At 63.9% G+C, this 14,566-nt stretch carries 17 protein-coding genes; 3 read left to right on the forward strand and 14 right to left on the reverse strand.

Translation table 11 applies throughout. The features are described 5' to 3' along the window. Positions 1–40: 40 nt before the first annotated feature. The 5 genes from QME71_08685 to QME71_08705 form a co-directional block, all read right to left on the reverse strand. Positions 41–280, reverse strand: coding sequence for a hypothetical protein (locus QME71_08685; GenBank protein MDI6858374.1), 240 nt, complete (start codon positions 278–280; stop codon positions 41–43). Positions 281–582: 302 nt separating this feature from the next. Further along, positions 583–909 (reverse strand): helix-turn-helix transcriptional regulator, encoded by a 327-nt coding sequence (locus tag QME71_08690; protein MDI6858375.1) that lies wholly within the window; start codon positions 907–909, stop codon positions 583–585. Positions 910–950: 41 nt separating this feature from the next. Next, positions 951–1,340 carry a YggT family protein gene (locus QME71_08695; GenBank protein ID MDI6858376.1) on the reverse strand — a complete coding sequence of 130 codons (390 nt, stop codon included), beginning with the start codon at positions 1,338–1,340 and terminating at the stop codon, positions 951–953. Positions 1,341–1,686: 346 nt separating this feature from the next. Further along, a complete protein-coding gene (locus QME71_08700) occupies positions 1,687–2,127 on the reverse strand; it encodes a response regulator (GenBank protein MDI6858377.1) in 441 nt (146 codons plus the stop codon). Between the two features lie 101 nt (positions 2,128–2,228). Next, entirely contained in the window at positions 2,229–2,702 is a 474-nt protein-coding gene (locus QME71_08705) for a hemerythrin domain-containing protein (GenBank protein MDI6858378.1), read from the reverse strand. Between the two features lie 235 nt (positions 2,703–2,937). Between QME71_08705 and QME71_08710 the strand changes: the two genes are divergently transcribed. Continuing rightward, positions 2,938–3,390, forward strand: coding sequence for an SRPBCC family protein (locus tag QME71_08710; GenBank protein ID MDI6858379.1), 453 nt, complete (start codon positions 2,938–2,940; stop codon positions 3,388–3,390). A gap of 14 nt (positions 3,391–3,404) precedes the next feature. On the opposite strand, the gene QME71_08715 is transcribed toward QME71_08710, so the two are convergent. Genes QME71_08715 through QME71_08725 form a run of 3 tightly spaced genes read right to left on the reverse strand, consistent with a single transcriptional unit; the run spans position 3,405 to position 5,891 of the window. After that, the gene (locus tag QME71_08715) at positions 3,405–3,800 is read right to left on the reverse strand and encodes a PPOX class F420-dependent oxidoreductase (GenBank protein MDI6858380.1); all 396 of its coding nucleotides are present in this window, start codon (positions 3,798–3,800) and stop codon (positions 3,405–3,407) included. A gap of 14 nt (positions 3,801–3,814) precedes the next feature. Further along, on the reverse strand, positions 3,815–4,369 hold the full coding sequence (locus QME71_08720; protein ID MDI6858381.1) for a redoxin domain-containing protein: 555 nt from the start codon (positions 4,367–4,369) through the stop codon (positions 3,815–3,817). Between the two features lie 43 nt (positions 4,370–4,412). Further along, entirely contained in the window at positions 4,413–5,891 is a 1,479-nt protein-coding gene (locus tag QME71_08725; protein ID MDI6858382.1) for an aldehyde dehydrogenase family protein, read from the reverse strand. A gap of 101 nt (positions 5,892–5,992) precedes the next feature. Here QME71_08725 and QME71_08730 point away from each other — a divergent pair, with 101 nt between their 5' ends. After that, a complete protein-coding gene (locus tag QME71_08730; GenBank protein ID MDI6858383.1) occupies positions 5,993–6,727 on the forward strand; it encodes a uracil-DNA glycosylase in 735 nt (244 codons plus the stop codon). Here QME71_08730 and QME71_08735 read toward each other — a convergent pair. Both QME71_08735 and QME71_08740 read right to left on the reverse strand, forming a co-directional pair. Further along, a complete protein-coding gene (locus QME71_08735) occupies positions 6,681–7,919 on the reverse strand; it encodes a hypothetical protein (GenBank protein ID MDI6858384.1) in 1,239 nt (412 codons plus the stop codon). The two genes, QME71_08730 and QME71_08735, sit on opposite strands and share 47 nt — an antisense overlap. Before the next feature lie 42 nt (positions 7,920–7,961). Then, positions 7,962–8,684, reverse strand: coding sequence for a glycerophosphodiester phosphodiesterase family protein (locus QME71_08740; protein MDI6858385.1), 723 nt, complete (start codon positions 8,682–8,684; stop codon positions 7,962–7,964). A 216-nt stretch (positions 8,685–8,900) separates the two neighbouring features. On the opposite strand from QME71_08740, the gene QME71_08745 reads away from it, so the two are divergent. Beyond that, a complete protein-coding gene (locus QME71_08745) occupies positions 8,901–9,920 on the forward strand; it encodes a nitroreductase family protein (protein ID MDI6858386.1) in 1,020 nt (339 codons plus the stop codon). Between the two features lie 77 nt (positions 9,921–9,997). Here QME71_08745 and QME71_08750 read toward each other — a convergent pair whose 3' ends face one another. The 4 genes from QME71_08750 to QME71_08765 form a co-directional block, all read right to left on the reverse strand. Continuing rightward, entirely contained in the window at positions 9,998–11,263 is a 1,266-nt protein-coding gene (locus QME71_08750) for an acyl-CoA dehydrogenase family protein (protein MDI6858387.1), read from the reverse strand. A 245-nt stretch (positions 11,264–11,508) separates the two neighbouring features. Continuing rightward, complete coding sequence (locus QME71_08755) at positions 11,509–11,694, reverse strand: hypothetical protein (GenBank protein MDI6858388.1); 186 nt, start codon at positions 11,692–11,694, stop codon at positions 11,509–11,511. Positions 11,695–11,715: 21 nt separating this feature from the next. Further along, a complete protein-coding gene (locus tag QME71_08760; protein ID MDI6858389.1) occupies positions 11,716–12,375 on the reverse strand; it encodes a TetR/AcrR family transcriptional regulator in 660 nt (219 codons plus the stop codon). Between the two features lie 205 nt (positions 12,376–12,580). Continuing rightward, entirely contained in the window at positions 12,581–14,449 is a 1,869-nt protein-coding gene (locus tag QME71_08765) for a TIGR03960 family B12-binding radical SAM protein (protein ID MDI6858390.1), read from the reverse strand. Between the last annotated feature and the right edge of the window lie 117 nt (positions 14,450–14,566).

Genomic DNA, 14,566 nt, shown 5'->3' on the forward strand with positions numbered 1-14,566 from the left:
CCACCCCCTTCTAATCACGGTCTCTCTCATGGACGGCGGGCTAACGACGGTCTCTGAGGCCGGCTACACCCACCATGCTGGCGCAGCTTGCGCAGCAGAAGTAAGAGCCGGCGGCCTCCACGCCGTGGCCGATAATCTTGCACCCACAGTGCTCGCAGCGGGGAGCGAGGGCGTGGACGGCGCACTCAAAGCTATCGAAGATGTGGGGGGCAGTCTCCCCAGCCATCGTAATCTGGAACGTCTTGTCGTACTCGTTCCCGCAGACTTCGCACACTCCCAATTCACCACCTCCGTTCCTTGTGCCGAGGCGCCCCAATAAATGGGACGCCTCAGCCCCCTTCCGCCTCCACTCCCCTCAGTTGAAGGGACTAGGCGATTTCCCTTTCCTCTTCGCGGCCGTAGAGGGTGGCCTCTATGTTGTCCACCACCTCATCGACGGTCAGGCCGGCGGCGTCTGCCGCGTCTTCGAGATCGGCCATTGTGATGTTCCTCTCATCACCGCGGTCATCATCCGGCGTTCCGCAACCACAAGACAGGCACATGCCGCCCTCCTCCTCTCGTCTACTTTCTAGACGGCGGTCCTCAGCGAATGCTTGCCGGCAGCACCAGGGGCCGGAACTCGGCGGCGATCAGCAACTCGTCCATCTCTTCCACCGAGAGCTCCAGTCCCCAACAGCCGAGCAGAATCAGAGCATCACGGCTCGGATTGGCACGCTGGCCCGACAGCAGGCGAGAAACGTAGCTGTTGTCCAGCCAAGCGTCTCTCGCTATGTTGGCCTGCGTCTTACCTTTGAGCCGTCGCGCCCGGAGAGCGTATTTTGCCAGGAGCGTCGTGAGGCTCGAACCTTCGGCACCGTCGCGATGCCCGTCCGGCTCGATTTTGCGTACCAACTGCGCTTGAGAGGTCATCCTCGCCTCCCTGATATTCAGGCCTGTTGACCTTCCGGCCCTTACCTGCCGACCATCACGCGGCGGCCGCCGGTCGGACGTGTGAGGACAGCTAGCCATCGGAGCAGCGCGATGAGCAGGACAGCCGCGATGAAATAGATGATCATCGCGATCAAGGTGCCCGGCTCAAAGACACCGCCGTTGACGCTGCGGTCTTCAAACACGCCGCTGAACGGCTTAATCATCCAGGCGGTCAGGTCGTAAATGAAGTCGACGAAGTTGTTGCCGGGATTGGCCTCGGCAATCTTGAAGCCAAGCCGCAGCCCCAGCGCCGCTTCCGCAAGGATCAACACGACGACGAGCGCTGCGATGATCCAGTCGATCGTGTCGCGAATCGGGTCCCACCACGTACGGCGCTCTTCAACCTCGTGACCTTCCGTCCTTTCCATCATCTTCCTCCTCCTTCACGGAGATTGTCTCGCCGTCAACATTGAATGCTAGATCGAGCCCGTGCAGGCCGTGTGAATCATGACGCCATCGGCATGAAAGAACCGTGAAGGACGGGCCGAGCGCTTTCGGCGGAGATCGCCGCCGCTGATAACATGAAGAGAAACCGGGACCGGTGGCACGGGCAGAAGCCCAGGAGACGAAGAATGAGCGAGATTGTGCCTTCGATTCAAGAGTTGTGAAGGACGTGGACGTGGAGCCTTCGGGAGAGATCAGCGTGGTCTCCGGGGAACAGCCCGGAGGCGAGGGCACGAAGCGCCGGCGTGGGCTTCCATAGAAGGGGCAAGTTTCTCAGCTGTGGGTCGATCGGCAACGCTCGATCTGGTCTTCGAGCAAGTCGACGAGACGCAAAGGGTCGAACGGCTTGGGCAGGAATGGCCCGCCAATCGAGCCGTACCTCCTGACCACTTCGTCCTCGTCAAGAGCGGATATCACCACCCACACGGGAAAACAGTCCCGCGGAACGCTGTGCAGCTTCCCCAAGACCTCCCCGCCCAGGCCGTCAGGCAGCCCAAGATCCAGAACGACAGCATCATACGGCTTAACGTCCAGCGCGAATAATGCCTCCTTGCCCGATTCAACGCCGGTAACGTCAAACCCGCTGTTTCGTAGCAGCAAGCTGAGGATCCTGGTTACGGCTGCGTCGTCCTCGACAAGAAGGACTCGCGGGCGCTCTCCTTCCTTTTCAATCACCATAAACCTGCTATCTGCCCGCCGCGCAAACCGCCTCAAGATTAGTGCTCCACTGTGATAGTAGCATAAAACCCCTCTAACCTTTCGTGAAAAAGGCGTGAAGAAGTACGAGGGACAGGAGCTTAGGCGATATTTCCCTGTTAGGCTGCTCTTCTTTTTCCCCGGCTTTTCGTCACTTCCTGCTCGATCTTCCGCCAATTCCCTGACATCTCGTCGCCGAGCTTCATCAGCCGCTCGTCACCCATCTTCCTCGCCGCAGGAAAGAGCTGAGACTCTTCCTCTTGGACGTGATGCCTGACGTTTTCCGCCATCACCATGAACTTGGCGTCGTACCGAGGGTACTGCGGCTTCATGTCCGCCAGCTCCGAGATGAGCATCTTGACCACGTGATGCTCCTCGATCGCCTCGTCGACGAGGTCTTCCGCTTCTCCGCCCTGACTACGGATGGCGGGGTAGAAAGAGTCCTCTTCCAGTTGCGTATGCATCATGAGCTTGAGGGAAGCGTTGTCGACAATGCTTTTCTTTTTCCGGTTGTCGCCCGCTTTCTTGAACTGGTCGAACAGGTCCAGCACCTCCTTGTGCTGTTCTCTCAGCAGTTGAATTGGGTCCGCCATTGTGCCTTTTCTCCTCTCGCGCTGCTTGCGTAATTGCCCTGCGATGCTAGCATCCACCCAGTTCAAAACGTCTCAAGATCTAACGGCGAGCCGTGACAATTGCGTGCGCAGGCCGAGTCCGGAGGAGGGGCGGCCCGCGGGCGCGGCCCCGTTGACCGGCGGTCAATGACTTTCGCTGCAGCCAAAACCGACGATGAACGCGTGGCGGAAGTCCTGGGTGGAGGAAGTGCAAGATATGTCAAGAATACACAAATCAATTGAAGTGAACGTGCCGGTGCGCACGGCCTATAACCAGTGGACGCAGTTCGAGGAGTTCCCCAAGTTCATGCAGGGCGTGGTGGAAGTCGAACAGCTCGATGACACGCACGTTCATTGGGTGGCACAGATCGCCGGCCGGAGGAAGGAGTGGGACGCCGAGATAACGGAGCAGGTGCCGGACCGTCGCATTGTGTGGCGGGCCCAACAGGGCACTCCCAATGCAGGAATGGTGAGCTTCGAGAGCGTACACGGGCATACCCGCATCGACCTCGAGATGCGTTACGATCCGCAGAACCTGGCGGAACAGGTGGGCGACATCCTCGGTCTTGCCTCGCGGCAGGTGGAGTCCGACCTCAAGCGGTTCAAGGAGTTCATCGAGTCCCGCGGGGAGGAAACGGGCGCTTGGCGAGGCCAGGTCCCTCCGGCTTAAGGGGACCGCATACCTCAGGACGAGCCCATCACGTGCTCCGGCTCAATCTTGATGATGACCCGCTGCTCACCCTGCCTCCGGAAAGGATATCGCTCCCGGCCCAGGTACTTCTTCGCCAGCTTGTCGATGTGCTCGTCCGCTCCCTCATGCGTCGTCTCGACGACGCGTCCGCGGATCGACACCATTTCGTAGGGGTTATCAGCGTTGAACACGGACACGGCGACACGCGGGTCGCGCCGAACGTTGACCAGTTTCTGCCTCCCCTCAGCGGTATTGACGAGCACGTGGTTGTCCTCGTAGTCGACCCAGACAGGCGTCAGATGCGGGGTGCCGTCGGCCATAAGGGTCGCGAGGTTGCCGATATTGGGCGCCCCGATGAGCTTCTTCGCCTTCTCCGTGAGCTGGACCATCCGCAACTCCTTTGCTACCCCCGCTGCCTCAGGGCAGGCTCTTCGATGACAGGCCACTCGGGTGCCCCGCATTCCGGGCACTGCACCTCGATGAAGCGCAGCGACCGGACGACGGCGTCAGCGTCCATCAGACGGTGGCCTTCTCTCTCGTAGCGCGCTTCATACACTTCCTCGAAGCGGTCGACGACAATAATGGCCGCCGCCGGCCCGCTTTCGCGGGCGGCGCCGACGCGCCGGTGCGTCTCGCCATCGGGATCGACGAGCACCTGGAAGGGGAGGCGCATCTCTTCCGCCGCCTTGCGCGCCTCCTCGCGGCTGCCGGGAACGACGGCAATCACCTCGCTCTCCTCTCCCCTGATCTCATCGTGCTTTTCGGCGAGGGCGCGCAGCAGGCGACGGCAATCGTCACACCGCAGGTTGCCGACGAAGAAGAGGACGAGGTTCCGCCTTCCGTAGTAGCCGCGGGTGCTGACCGTTTCACCGTCCACGTTCGTAAGCCGCAGGGACGGCAGTGTGTCCGACCGCCGGAGCACGCGAGAAGCAAGCGCTCGGCTTGATCCTGCCTCCATTCCAACCACCTCCTTGGGCCTGCGTCCGTCCCTCCGCGGGGGATCAGGCGAACTTGATCTGTACGCTTTTCGTCTCCAGGAACGGCTCCAGCCCTTCGCGCCCCAGCTCGCGGCCGATGCCGCTCTGCTTGTAGCCGCCGAAGGGCATGTGCGGTATGCGGGAGCCATGATAGGAGTTGACCCAGACGCTGCCCGCCTTGATACCCCTGACAAGCCTCATCACCTTATCGATATCTTTCGACCAGATGGCCGCCGCCAGTCCGTACATCGTCTCATTGGCGATTCGCAGCGCCTCGTCAGCGTCCTCAAACGTGATCACCGAGAGCACAGGCCCGAATATCTCCTCCTGCGCGATGCGCATCCCGCTGCGCGCCTCGTCGAAGACCGTGGGCTCGAAGAAGTGACCTCTGTCATAAGGTTCGCCGCCGAGGCGCGCGCCTCCTCGCACCAGCTTCGCGCCCTCCTCCTTGCCCGCCGCCACGTACGACGCCACCCGCTCGAGCTGCCCTTCGGAGACCAGCGGGCCCATCTGAGTTTGCGGGTCGGCCGGGTTGCCGACCCGCAGCGCCGCCGTGAACTTCAGAAAGCGGTCCAGGAAATCGTCGTGTATCTTCCGGTCAAGGAGGAGACGCGATCCGGCCTGACAGATCTGCCCGGCATTGACGTAGACGCCGATAAGCGCGTTGGGCACCGCAGCGTCGAGGTCGGCGTCGGCGAAAACGATGTTGGGCGACTTGCCGCCGAGCTCCAGCGATATCTTTTTCACGTTGGATGCGGCGAGCTGCATGATGCGGCGCCCGGTCTCGGTGGAGCCGGTGAACGAGACCTTGTCCACCGCCTCGCTGGCCGCTATCCGCTCCCCGACGACGGCGGCCTTGCCCGTTACCACGTTCACCACCCCGGGAGGCGCGCCTGCCTCCAAAAGGATGCGTCCCAGCTCGTAGGTGGACGCGGGCGTGAACTGCGACGGCTTGATCACGATCGTGCAGCCGACGGCAAGCGCGGGAGCGATCTTCCAGGCAGCGAGCTGGAGCGGGTAGTTCCAGGGCGTGATTATACCGACGACGCCCACCGGCTCCTTCAGCACCAGCCCCAGCGTATCAGGCACGTAGTCGCTGATTGCGTCGCCCCGCAGGTCGAGGGCGAGGCCGGCATAGTAATCGAAGACATCGGCCGTCATATGCACTTCCACCGACGCTTCGCGAACCGTCTTCCCAACCTCGCTGACGAGCAGCCGCGTCAGGTAGTCCGACTCCCTGCGCAGCGCGTCCGCCGTCGCCCGCAGGAGGCCGGAGCGTTCCTTCGCGCCCGTCTGCGGCCAGACACCGCCGTCGAAGGCGCGCCGCGCCGCCGCTATGGCGAGGTCGACGTCCTCCCGGGTGGCAAGAGGACAGGTCGCGACGAGCGAGCCGTCGGCGGGGTTGCGGCGCTCGAACGTCTCTGCCGTCGACGCGTCCTGCCAGCGGCCGTCGATGAGAAGCCGGTACTTCCGACCGGTGATGGGTTCGATGGGGGTGGTCATGTGCGCCTCCTTCAGTCCGGGAAGAAGCGGCGCCTTTCAATTCCAGTATACCAAACGAGGAAAAGCTCTTCAGACGAGGTGACGGATGGTAGACTGGAAGCATGGACTCGCTGGAGCAGGTGACCCGTGAGGTGGTGGTCTGCCGCAAGTGCCCGCGGCTGGTGCAGTGGCGCGAACAGGTAGCGCGGGAAAAGCGGCCCGCCTTCCGCGATTGGGACTACTGGGGACGGCCGCTGCCCGGTTTCGGCGATCCGGCGGCGGAACTGCTCGTCGTCGGGCTGGCGCCGGCGGCCCACGGGGGCAACCGCACGGGACGCATATTCACTGGCGACCGCTCCGGCGACTGGCTTTTCCGCGCGCTCTACCGCGCGGGCTACGGCAACCAGCCGTCCAGCGTTCACCGCGACGACGGTCTGCAGCTCGCGGGTGCGTACGTCGCGGCGGCCGTGAGGTGCGCGCCGCCCGCCAACCGCCCTACGACCCGCGAGCGCGACAACTGCATGCCCTATCTGGTCAGGGAGCTGAAGCTGCTGGCGAATCTGCGAGTGATAGTTCCTCTCGGCGGGTTCGCCTACAACGTGGTCGCGCTGTCCACCGGCCTCCGCGGGCGGCCGCCGTTCGGGCACGGCGTCGAGGCGGCGCTTCCCGACGGGCGCATCGTGCTCTGCTCCTACCACCCCAGTCAGCGCAATACGTTCACAGGGATGCTGACAGAGGAGATGTTCGACGGGATATTCCGGCGGGCGCGGGAGCTGGCGAGCGAAAGACACGGGGGACGGCGCAGAAGCGCTAGGCAGGGCGGCGCCAGCGCGTGCCTTCCGGAAGATCCTCGATGATGACGCCCAGGGAGGTCAGCCTGTCGCGGATTTCGTCGGCGAGCGCCCACTGCCGCATCTCACGCAGCCGCGAGCGGACTTCGAGGAGTGTCTCCACAAACGGGGCAACGTCGCCCACGCTTTCGGGCGAGGGAGAGACCCGTCTGCCCCAATCGACGACCACCTGCCCCAGGCTGCCGCGCGCCTCCGCAAGCAGGGGCTCCGGCACGCCCGCCTCTTCCGCCCTATCGACAGCCGCGGCAAGTTCGTACAGCTCTTCCGCGACGTCGGCCAGCGCGGCCGCTTCGCCGTCGCCCGCCGTCACCGCGCGCGCGGCCTGCTCCATGCGCTGCCGCAACGCCCGGCCGGCCTCGTCGAGGGTCTCTCTTTTCTCTGCCGTCAGTTGAGCGGGCGTCGCAACAACCGCCCGCAACTCATCGAGACTGAACGAGCTGCCGCTGGGGTACACGCGCTCCTCGCCCCCACGGCGCACCGTCGCGGTGCCTGCGGCCATTACCTTCGCCTCGTCGGCGGCGAAATCGAGGGTGCAGGCGGTGTACTCGTCGATCCCGAGGACAGCGGCAGTCGGCGGAAGGGCCTGCTCGAGGAGACGAAAGCGCGGCTCGCCCATGTAGCAGAAGCGGGTGTCGTAGGTGCCGCCCTCGGTGTTGTTCCAGTGGGTGACGACGGCAAGCTCGAGCCCATACGCTCCCAGAAGGTCGAGCCCGTCCACCCAGTGAACGTCTTCGCCCACCTTGTATATCTCGTAGACGGGAACAGAGTAGCGGCCGAGGGCGATGGCGGCAGCGCTTGCCAGCACGAGGTGGGCCCCTTCGGATACACGACGCACCACGGCTTCCCAGACGGGCGTCCCGCGCCAGTTCTTGATGGCGTAAGTGGGGCTGCCGGGCCCGGCGAAGATGTAGTTTGCGCGCTCGATCTTGCGGACGGCGCTCCGGACATCCCGCTCCGTCGCCCTCTCCTTCGAGCGGTAGGAGACGACGGCGCAGGAGACGCCGAGGTAGTGATCGAGGTACTCGACGGCGCGGCGCGAAAGGTTGTCGGCGTTCAGCTCGAAGCCGGCGGGCGTGTCGAGGAAGACGGCCCTCACCGGCCCCTCTATCTTCGACATGACCCAACGATGGACCCGCGCCATTGACTTCGTCATTTCGCCGGAGCCCATCAGGGTGACGGTGCCGGCCGCCCTCTCCATCGCGTCCCTTCGAATCCTCCACTTCGATTATACGCCGTTGCGTCAGGGCCAAGGACGGTGGACGAGCGCCTCCCGTACGCGGTCGGGGAAGTCGGAGATGATGCCGTCCACTCCCAGCCCGATAAGGCGCAGCATCTCGCTCTCCTCGTTGACCGTCCACGAGTAGACCCGCATGGCGCGACGAAGCGTCTTTTCGATGAGGGCGCCGTCGACGAGGCTGCATTCCACGCTCAGCCCCTGCGCGTTCAGTGAGAGAGCGCGCGTGAGCAGCTCGTCCCAATCGTCGGGGCGTCCGGCCACCGTGAGGACGTAGGGCAGGCGGGGCTCGAGGTGGCGCATCGCGGTGAGGGCGTCGCCGAGGAAGGAGTTGATCGTGCAGCGCTCGATGGAGTCCGTCTTCCGGATGACATCGAGGACGGCGCGTTCGATCCCCGTCTCCTTCAGCTCCAGGAAGAGCGCCATTTCGCCTGCCGCCTGTACCGTCTCCTCCAGCGACGGCACCCGTTCGCCGGGGAACCGCTCGTCGCCGGCGTTCAGCTTCCGTGTTTCGGCGAATGTCATGGCTGACAGCGGGCCTGAACCATCGGTCGTGCGGTCGACGGTGGCGTCGTGCAGGAGGACGGGGATGCCGTCGGCGGTGGCGCGCACGTCCACCTCGACGGCGTCGGCGCCGAGCGCGAGTGCGGCGCGTATACCGGCGAGGGTGTTCTCGGGAGCGTGTCCTTTGCACGCGGCGTGGGAGAGGACAAGCATCTTCTTGTGCACGCTCTCGGTCTCCTTTCGGCGGAGATTCTTTTCAGCAGTCTATCAGGTCTTCGCTCGCGGCGCTCCCCCGGCGGGCGCTACGGTCCTGGCGAGCGGCTGCGGACAAGGTGACACGGCGGCTGGGGTGCCTTTGCACCAACAAACCAAGCTCGACTAGAATTGTGGCATCAGGCCACCACGACGGGGTATTTGATCCAGCAGAAATAGGAGGAAACTATGCCCTGGGAGGACGTAAAGCAGATCTTCCGCCCGGAAACGGTGCACATGGGGGTGATGCAGATAGACCCGGAGAAGTGCAGCCGGACACGGGGCTCGAGCTGTCAGTTGTGCTACGAGAACTGCCCCTTCCGCGCCTGGGCTGCTCCAGAGCCGGGAAAGCCACCGCAACTGAAGGAGGAGTACGAGTGCTTCAGTTGTTACAACTGCATGGTGGCCTGCCCTCGCGGCGCCGTCTCGATCGTCGAGCCCTATCATGTGGACGAGGGCTACTGGAAGACGGAGCCCCACGCTCTGCCGGCGAGGCTACCCCTCGAGCCGAAGGACGCCGACGGCAACCCCGACCAGTGGAACGCGATCGAGCGGGCGATCTACAACCGGCGCAGCGTCCGCAACTTCCGCGATAAGCCGGTGCCCGAGCACCTCATCCGGCGGGTGCTGGAGGCCGGGAGGTTCGCGCCCAGCGCCGGCAACTGCCAGCCCTGGCGCTTCATCGTCATTACCAACAAAGCCCTGCTCCAGGAGATGGACGAGGCGATCTGGGCGGGCGTAAACATGATTTACCAGATGTTCAAGAACGACGACCTCGTAAAGCAGCTTGCGGCCGGCTACGAGATGGCGCCCCAACAATCGGGGACGTGGGACCCGCGGCTGGCCCTCGGCGGCATGGGCAGCATTTCTAAGAGGAATGGGCCGCCGCTGTTGAACGCGCCGGCCGTGATCCTCATTCTCGGCGATGAGCGCGCCATCAGCGGGCCCGAGATCAACGCCGGCATCTGCGGGCAGAACATGAACCTGGTGTGCAACTCGCTGGGGATCAAGTGTTGCTGGGTGGGTTTCGCCCAGGTCATCAATCAGGTGCCGCCGATAAAGGAGAAGCTGGGCATCGAGTATCCGTGGCGGATCATTACTTCGCTCGTCATGGGCTATCCGCGGTTCAAGCAAGAAGGGATCGTGCCGAGGGAGTACCGGCCCGTGACGTGGTTCCGCGAGGACCGCGCGGGGCCGGAAATCGAGTAGCCAAGGGCTTCCGGCAGATAGAAAGGGAAGGGGGTTGCGCCCCCTTCCCTTTTTGTTTTTCCCTGTGCGGCGATGCCCTAGAAAGTCGTGTCGCCGCGCTGGAGCTGACGGAAGATCGTCCTCCGCTGGATTTCCGACGTGCCATCGGGGATGCGGGCGGTGCGCGCGATGCGGAATCCCTCCTCCAGCGCCAGTTCGCTGGAGAGTCCCATGCCGCCGTGGATCTGGATCGCCCTGTCGTAGGCGCGCTGGCACATCTCGATTGCGTAGGCCTTCGACATGCAGATTTCCTTGACGGGCACCTTGCCGGCGTCGAGCATGTTAGCGGTCTGAATGATCATGTACTTGGTGGCGAAGATGTCCAGGGCCATGTCCGCCATCATGAACTGGAGGGCCTGGTGATCGGCGAGGGAGACGCCGAAGGTCTTGCGCTCCGCCGCGTATTCAAGCGAGCGGTCGAGAGCCCACTCGGCGAGTCCGAGGCAGGAGCTTGCCATACCCATCCGGCCCTCGGAGATGCCGAACATGGCGATCTGGAAAGCGCCGTCGACGGCGCCGATCATGTAGTCGTTTCTGACCCGCACGTCGTCCATCGTGAAGCCGCCGCAGTCGCTGGAGATGTGGCCCATGATGCGCTCCGGCCTGTCCTTGGTGAAGCCGGGGGCAGTGGCGTCGAGCAGGAAGCAGCTAAGGCCGCCCTTGTGGGCCGCAAAAGCTTCCTCGTTGGTAATAGCGAAGACGGCGGCGTAGTCGCAGTACGGGGCGTTGGTGATCCACTGCTTGGAGCCGCTGACCACCCATTCGTCGCCGTCTCGGCGCGCCTTCGTCTTCAGTCCCCACAGGTCGGAGCCGGCGCCGGGCTCGGTCACGCCGAAACAGACGGTCTTCTCGCCGGCGAGCAACGGCGGCAGCACCTCGTCGCGTATGGCCTGGCTGGCGCCCAGGAAGAGGTGGGATGGCCCGTCAACGAAGCTCGCCAATAGCGGAGAGGTGAGGAAGCCGGCTGCCCAGCCGATGAACACGCGACCGGGCCCGTACTTCCGGTAGATGGCCTCCAGGACGAGGGGAGAGGCGACCCAGGGCATGCCGCCACCGCCGACGCTGCTGGGGGCGAACATGCTATAGTAGCCGGCCTGGGCGGACTTGACGCGGATGCCGTCGCGGGCCTCTCTGATCGGAGGCACCAGCAGGCCATCCTCGCCGAACAGCTTACGTTCGTCGTGGAGGATATCCTTGTATTTCTCCTCCAGCGGCACGACTTCGCTGTCGATGAAGCCGAGCAAGCCTTCAATCGCCCCTTTCGTCAAGTCGCGTGCTTCTTCCGGTACCGCTTCGGTGACCATAAAATGACCTCCCTTCAAGAAATGAGACCGTTTAGCGCAAGCAGAAAATGGCGCTGCCGGTCATGTGACAGCGCGCATAGTGTACAACGAATGCGCTAACAAAACACGTGGTGGAAGCGCATCATTCCGGAGAACAAGGAGAAAGACAAAATGAGAAAGCCCCCAAAGGGGGCCTTCTCATTGGGCGGGGCCATGATCTCGCGTCCGGGAGGCGTCCGGTTCCCCCGGAGAGCGAGCGGTTGATATCAGCGGCACGCCGACTTCGGACGCAGCCCTGAGACAGGGAGATTCGCCCGTTGAATGGAGGGGTTCAGCTCGCGCGGCTTCTCGTTAGTCTCAGCCTGGCGCGCCCGGTATATGCGCTCAGCCTCCCTGTTAAGCTCCTCTACATGCGCCTTGTAGTAGTACTCGACCGAAATCGCCTCTAACATCGTGTGCCTCCTTGGTCGGCGCTATCGCTGTTCCTCCGGACCGCTGTCCTCGCCCGCTCCTGAAACGGCATTCGTCAGCAGGTCCGGCTGGCTTATCTGTTTGATAAGGATCCGGAGCACCTCTTCGGTGTCGACGCCTTCGGGGTCGATCGCCTTGTGAAGCTGAAGCCCTCGATAGAGCGCCATCAGCAGGTTGGCCATCGCCACGGGGTCGACGTCGGGGCGCAGCGTCCCCTGTTCGACGGCGAGACGGCAGATCTCTGCGAGGGCAGAGCGGAAAGCCGCCCGCTGTTCCCTGACGCGCTCCTGCTGCCTCTTGTTGCGCAGGCTTTCGGGCCAGATCTCGATGTCGAGCCGTGCCCAGTGCTCGAAATCGGGCCGGAGAAACTGCGCCCAGAAGCGTTCGCCCACGACGGCCAAGGCCTCCAGCGCCTGCGACGTCTCCTCCTTCGCCTCCTGCACGATCCCCATCTCCTCGAGGGTCCTGCGCTGGGCCACGGCGTCGATGAGGTCGTCCTTGCTCTTGAAGTAGCGATAGACGGCGCCCGGGCTGAGCCTCGCTTCCGCACAGATGTCGTGCATCGTCGTCTGGTGGAGTCCTTTCCTGACGAAGCACTTTTCCGCCGCATCCAATATTTCGTTCGTGCGGGCCTCAAGGTGAGCAGCGCTCATCTTCGGCATTAGCGTTCGCTCCGAATGACTATTCGATTTTAAAAACGAGCAGTCGTTCTTTATTAATATTAAGTATCTTCTTCTGCTCTTGTCAAGTCCCTAAGCAGGTTTGTCGACGTATTAGAGCGGGGGGCACAGAGGGCTGCCCCTTGCGAGCGGTCTTCAACGGGCGCCCGTACTCACCGGCTTTGCGTCGACACGACAAACGCCGCGTCTACCGGCGGGCAGGCGATGCGCCGGCGCCCCTTTGCTCCCGCAGCGCCTCCAGCCGCTCTTCGCAGCCATGCGACCCCCGCTTCTCCAGCCCGCACACGTTGCAGGCGACCATGTGGCAATCGGGGGTCGTCTCGCCTTGCTGCGACTTCTGCCACTCCCGGCGCAGGAACGCCTCGTCCACACCGGTGTCGATGTGCGACCACGGCAGCACCTCATGGAGATCGCGCTCGCGATGGGCGTAGAACGTAGGGTCAAGCCCCGCTTCCGCAAACGCCGATTCCCAATGCCGCCGGTCGCTTATCTCGTTCCAGGCATCGAAGCGGGCGCCCGCTTTCCAGGCGCGGAGGATTACGGGGCCGAGACGGCGGTCGCCGCGCGAGAGGACCGCTTCCAGCAGGCTGTGCGCGGGCTCCTCCCACGATAGCGCGATGCCGGTGCCTTTGAGGCGACGCCTGAGCAGATCGTGGCGGAGGGCCAGGTCATCCGGGCCCATCTGGGCGGCCCACTGGAACGGTGTGTGCGGCTTGGGGATGAAGTTAGAGGTGCTAACGCGTACCCGCGCCCTCCCCCCGTGGTGTCGGCGCCCGGTATCCTGCACCTTCACCGCCAGGCCGGCAATCCCCTCGACGTCCTCAAGCGTCTCCGTGGGCAGGCCCACCATGAAGTACAGCTTCACGTTCGTCCATCCGTGCGCAAAGGCGGCCTCGGCAGCCTGGAGGATGTCGTCTTCGGTGAGAGGCTTGTTGATCACGTCGCGCAGGCGCTGGCTCCCCGCTTCCGGCGCGAAGGTTATGCTGCGCTTGCCCGCGCTCTGGGCGAGGGCGGCGATTCTCACGGAGAAGCTGTCGCAGCGAATGCTGGGCAGCGCCAGCGCAACCCGCTCCGGCAGCGCCCGCCGCAGTCCCTCGATAAGCGGGGCGATCTGCGAGTGATCGGTGGTGCTGAGGGAGAGGAGCGAGAGCTCGTTGTAGCCCGTGGAGGCGATGATTTCCTCCGCTGTATGCACCACCTCGTCGACCCCGCGCTCCAGCCGCGGCCGGTAGACGATGCCGGCCTGGCAGAAGCGGCAGCCCTGCGTGCACCCGCGCTGTATCTCCACGGCCGCTCTGTCGTGCACTGTCTGGAGAAAGGGCACCACCGGCCGCACAGGCGGCGGCGGCAAAGGCTCCACGAAGCGCTTGTGGAGCTTCGGGGGCGCCGATTCGTCGATGGGCTCTACTTGCCGCACCGTGCCGTCCTTCTCGTAGGCGACGCGGTAGAAGGCGGGGAGGTAGACGCCGGGGACGGCTGCAAGCCTCCTCAGCAACTCCTTCCGGCCAGCGGCGTCCCGCTTCCAGCCCTTCACAACGTCCGCGACCTCAAGCACCACCTCCTCGCCGTCACCGAGCACGAAGGCGTCGATGAACTCGGCGAGCGGTTCCGGGTTGAGGGCGCCGGTGCCGCCGGCGATGATGAGCGGATGACTACGGTCTCTCTCCGCCGAGAGCAGAGGGACGCCGGAAAGGTCGAGCATGTTCAGCAGGTTGGAATAGGTAAGCTCGTAGCCCAGGGAGAAGCCGATGACGTCGAACTCGCGCAGGGGCGTCCGCGTCTCCAGGCTGAAGAGCGGCAGACCGCGGCTGCGCAGCTCCGCCTCCATGTCGACCCAGGGCGCGTAGACGCGTTCAGCGAGAATGTCGGACCTCTGGTTCAGCACGTCGTAGAGGATGGCAAGGCCGAGATTCGACATGCCGATCTCGTAGACGTCCGGGTAGGCGAGAACGAATCGGATATCGACCGCATCCCAGTCCTTGACGACGCAGTTCCACTCGCCGCCTGCGTAACGCGCGGGCCGCGCAACCTTGCTGAGGGCCTGGTCTATATCCATCGCTCGCGCCCTTCACATACCGATATCCATCATAGCGAAAGCAGGCGCGGGGTAGCAATTTCGTGTACTCGTCCGGTACATTCCGTACACTCACCCCCTTTCCGCTTGTTTCTTGAG

This window comes from Dehalococcoidia bacterium (genome assembly GCA_030018455.1).
In the GTDB taxonomy this organism is placed as follows: domain Bacteria; phylum Chloroflexota; class Dehalococcoidia; order DSTF01; family JALHUB01; genus JASEFU01.

Excerpts from the sequence above, each read along its gene's own strand:
- QME71_08690 (MDI6858375.1), bottom strand. The coding sequence starts at position 909 with ATGACCTCTCAAGCGCAGTTGGTACGCAAAATCGAGCCGGACGGGCAT.
- QME71_08735 (MDI6858384.1), bottom strand. The coding sequence starts at position 7,919 with ATGGAGAGGGCGGCCGGCACCGTCACCCTGATGGGCTCCGGCGAAATG.
- QME71_08750 (MDI6858387.1), bottom strand. The coding sequence starts at position 11,263 with ATGGTCACCGAAGCGGTACCGGAAGAAGCACGCGACTTGACGAAAGGG.
- QME71_08715 (MDI6858380.1), bottom strand. The coding sequence starts at position 3,800 with ATGGTCCAGCTCACGGAGAAGGCGAAGAAGCTCATCGGGGCGCCCAAT.
- QME71_08765 (MDI6858390.1), bottom strand. The coding sequence starts at position 14,449 with ATGGATATAGACCAGGCCCTCAGCAAGGTTGCGCGGCCCGCGCGTTAC.
- QME71_08730 (MDI6858383.1), top strand. The coding sequence starts at position 5,993 with ATGGACTCGCTGGAGCAGGTGACCCGTGAGGTGGTGGTCTGCCGCAAG.
- QME71_08745 (MDI6858386.1), top strand. The coding sequence starts at position 8,901 with ATGCCCTGGGAGGACGTAAAGCAGATCTTCCGCCCGGAAACGGTGCAC.
- QME71_08695 (MDI6858376.1), bottom strand. The coding sequence starts at position 1,340 with ATGATGGAAAGGACGGAAGGTCACGAGGTTGAAGAGCGCCGTACGTGG.
- QME71_08720 (MDI6858381.1), bottom strand. The coding sequence starts at position 4,369 with ATGGAGGCAGGATCAAGCCGAGCGCTTGCTTCTCGCGTGCTCCGGCGG.
- QME71_08760 (MDI6858389.1), bottom strand. The coding sequence starts at position 12,375 with ATGCCGAAGATGAGCGCTGCTCACCTTGAGGCCCGCACGAACGAAATA.
- QME71_08725 (MDI6858382.1), bottom strand. The coding sequence starts at position 5,891 with ATGACCACCCCCATCGAACCCATCACCGGTCGGAAGTACCGGCTTCTC.
- QME71_08710 (MDI6858379.1), top strand. The coding sequence starts at position 2,938 with ATGTCAAGAATACACAAATCAATTGAAGTGAACGTGCCGGTGCGCACG.
- QME71_08705 (MDI6858378.1), bottom strand. The coding sequence starts at position 2,702 with ATGGCGGACCCAATTCAACTGCTGAGAGAACAGCACAAGGAGGTGCTG.
- QME71_08755 (MDI6858388.1), bottom strand. The coding sequence starts at position 11,694 with ATGTTAGAGGCGATTTCGGTCGAGTACTACTACAAGGCGCATGTAGAG.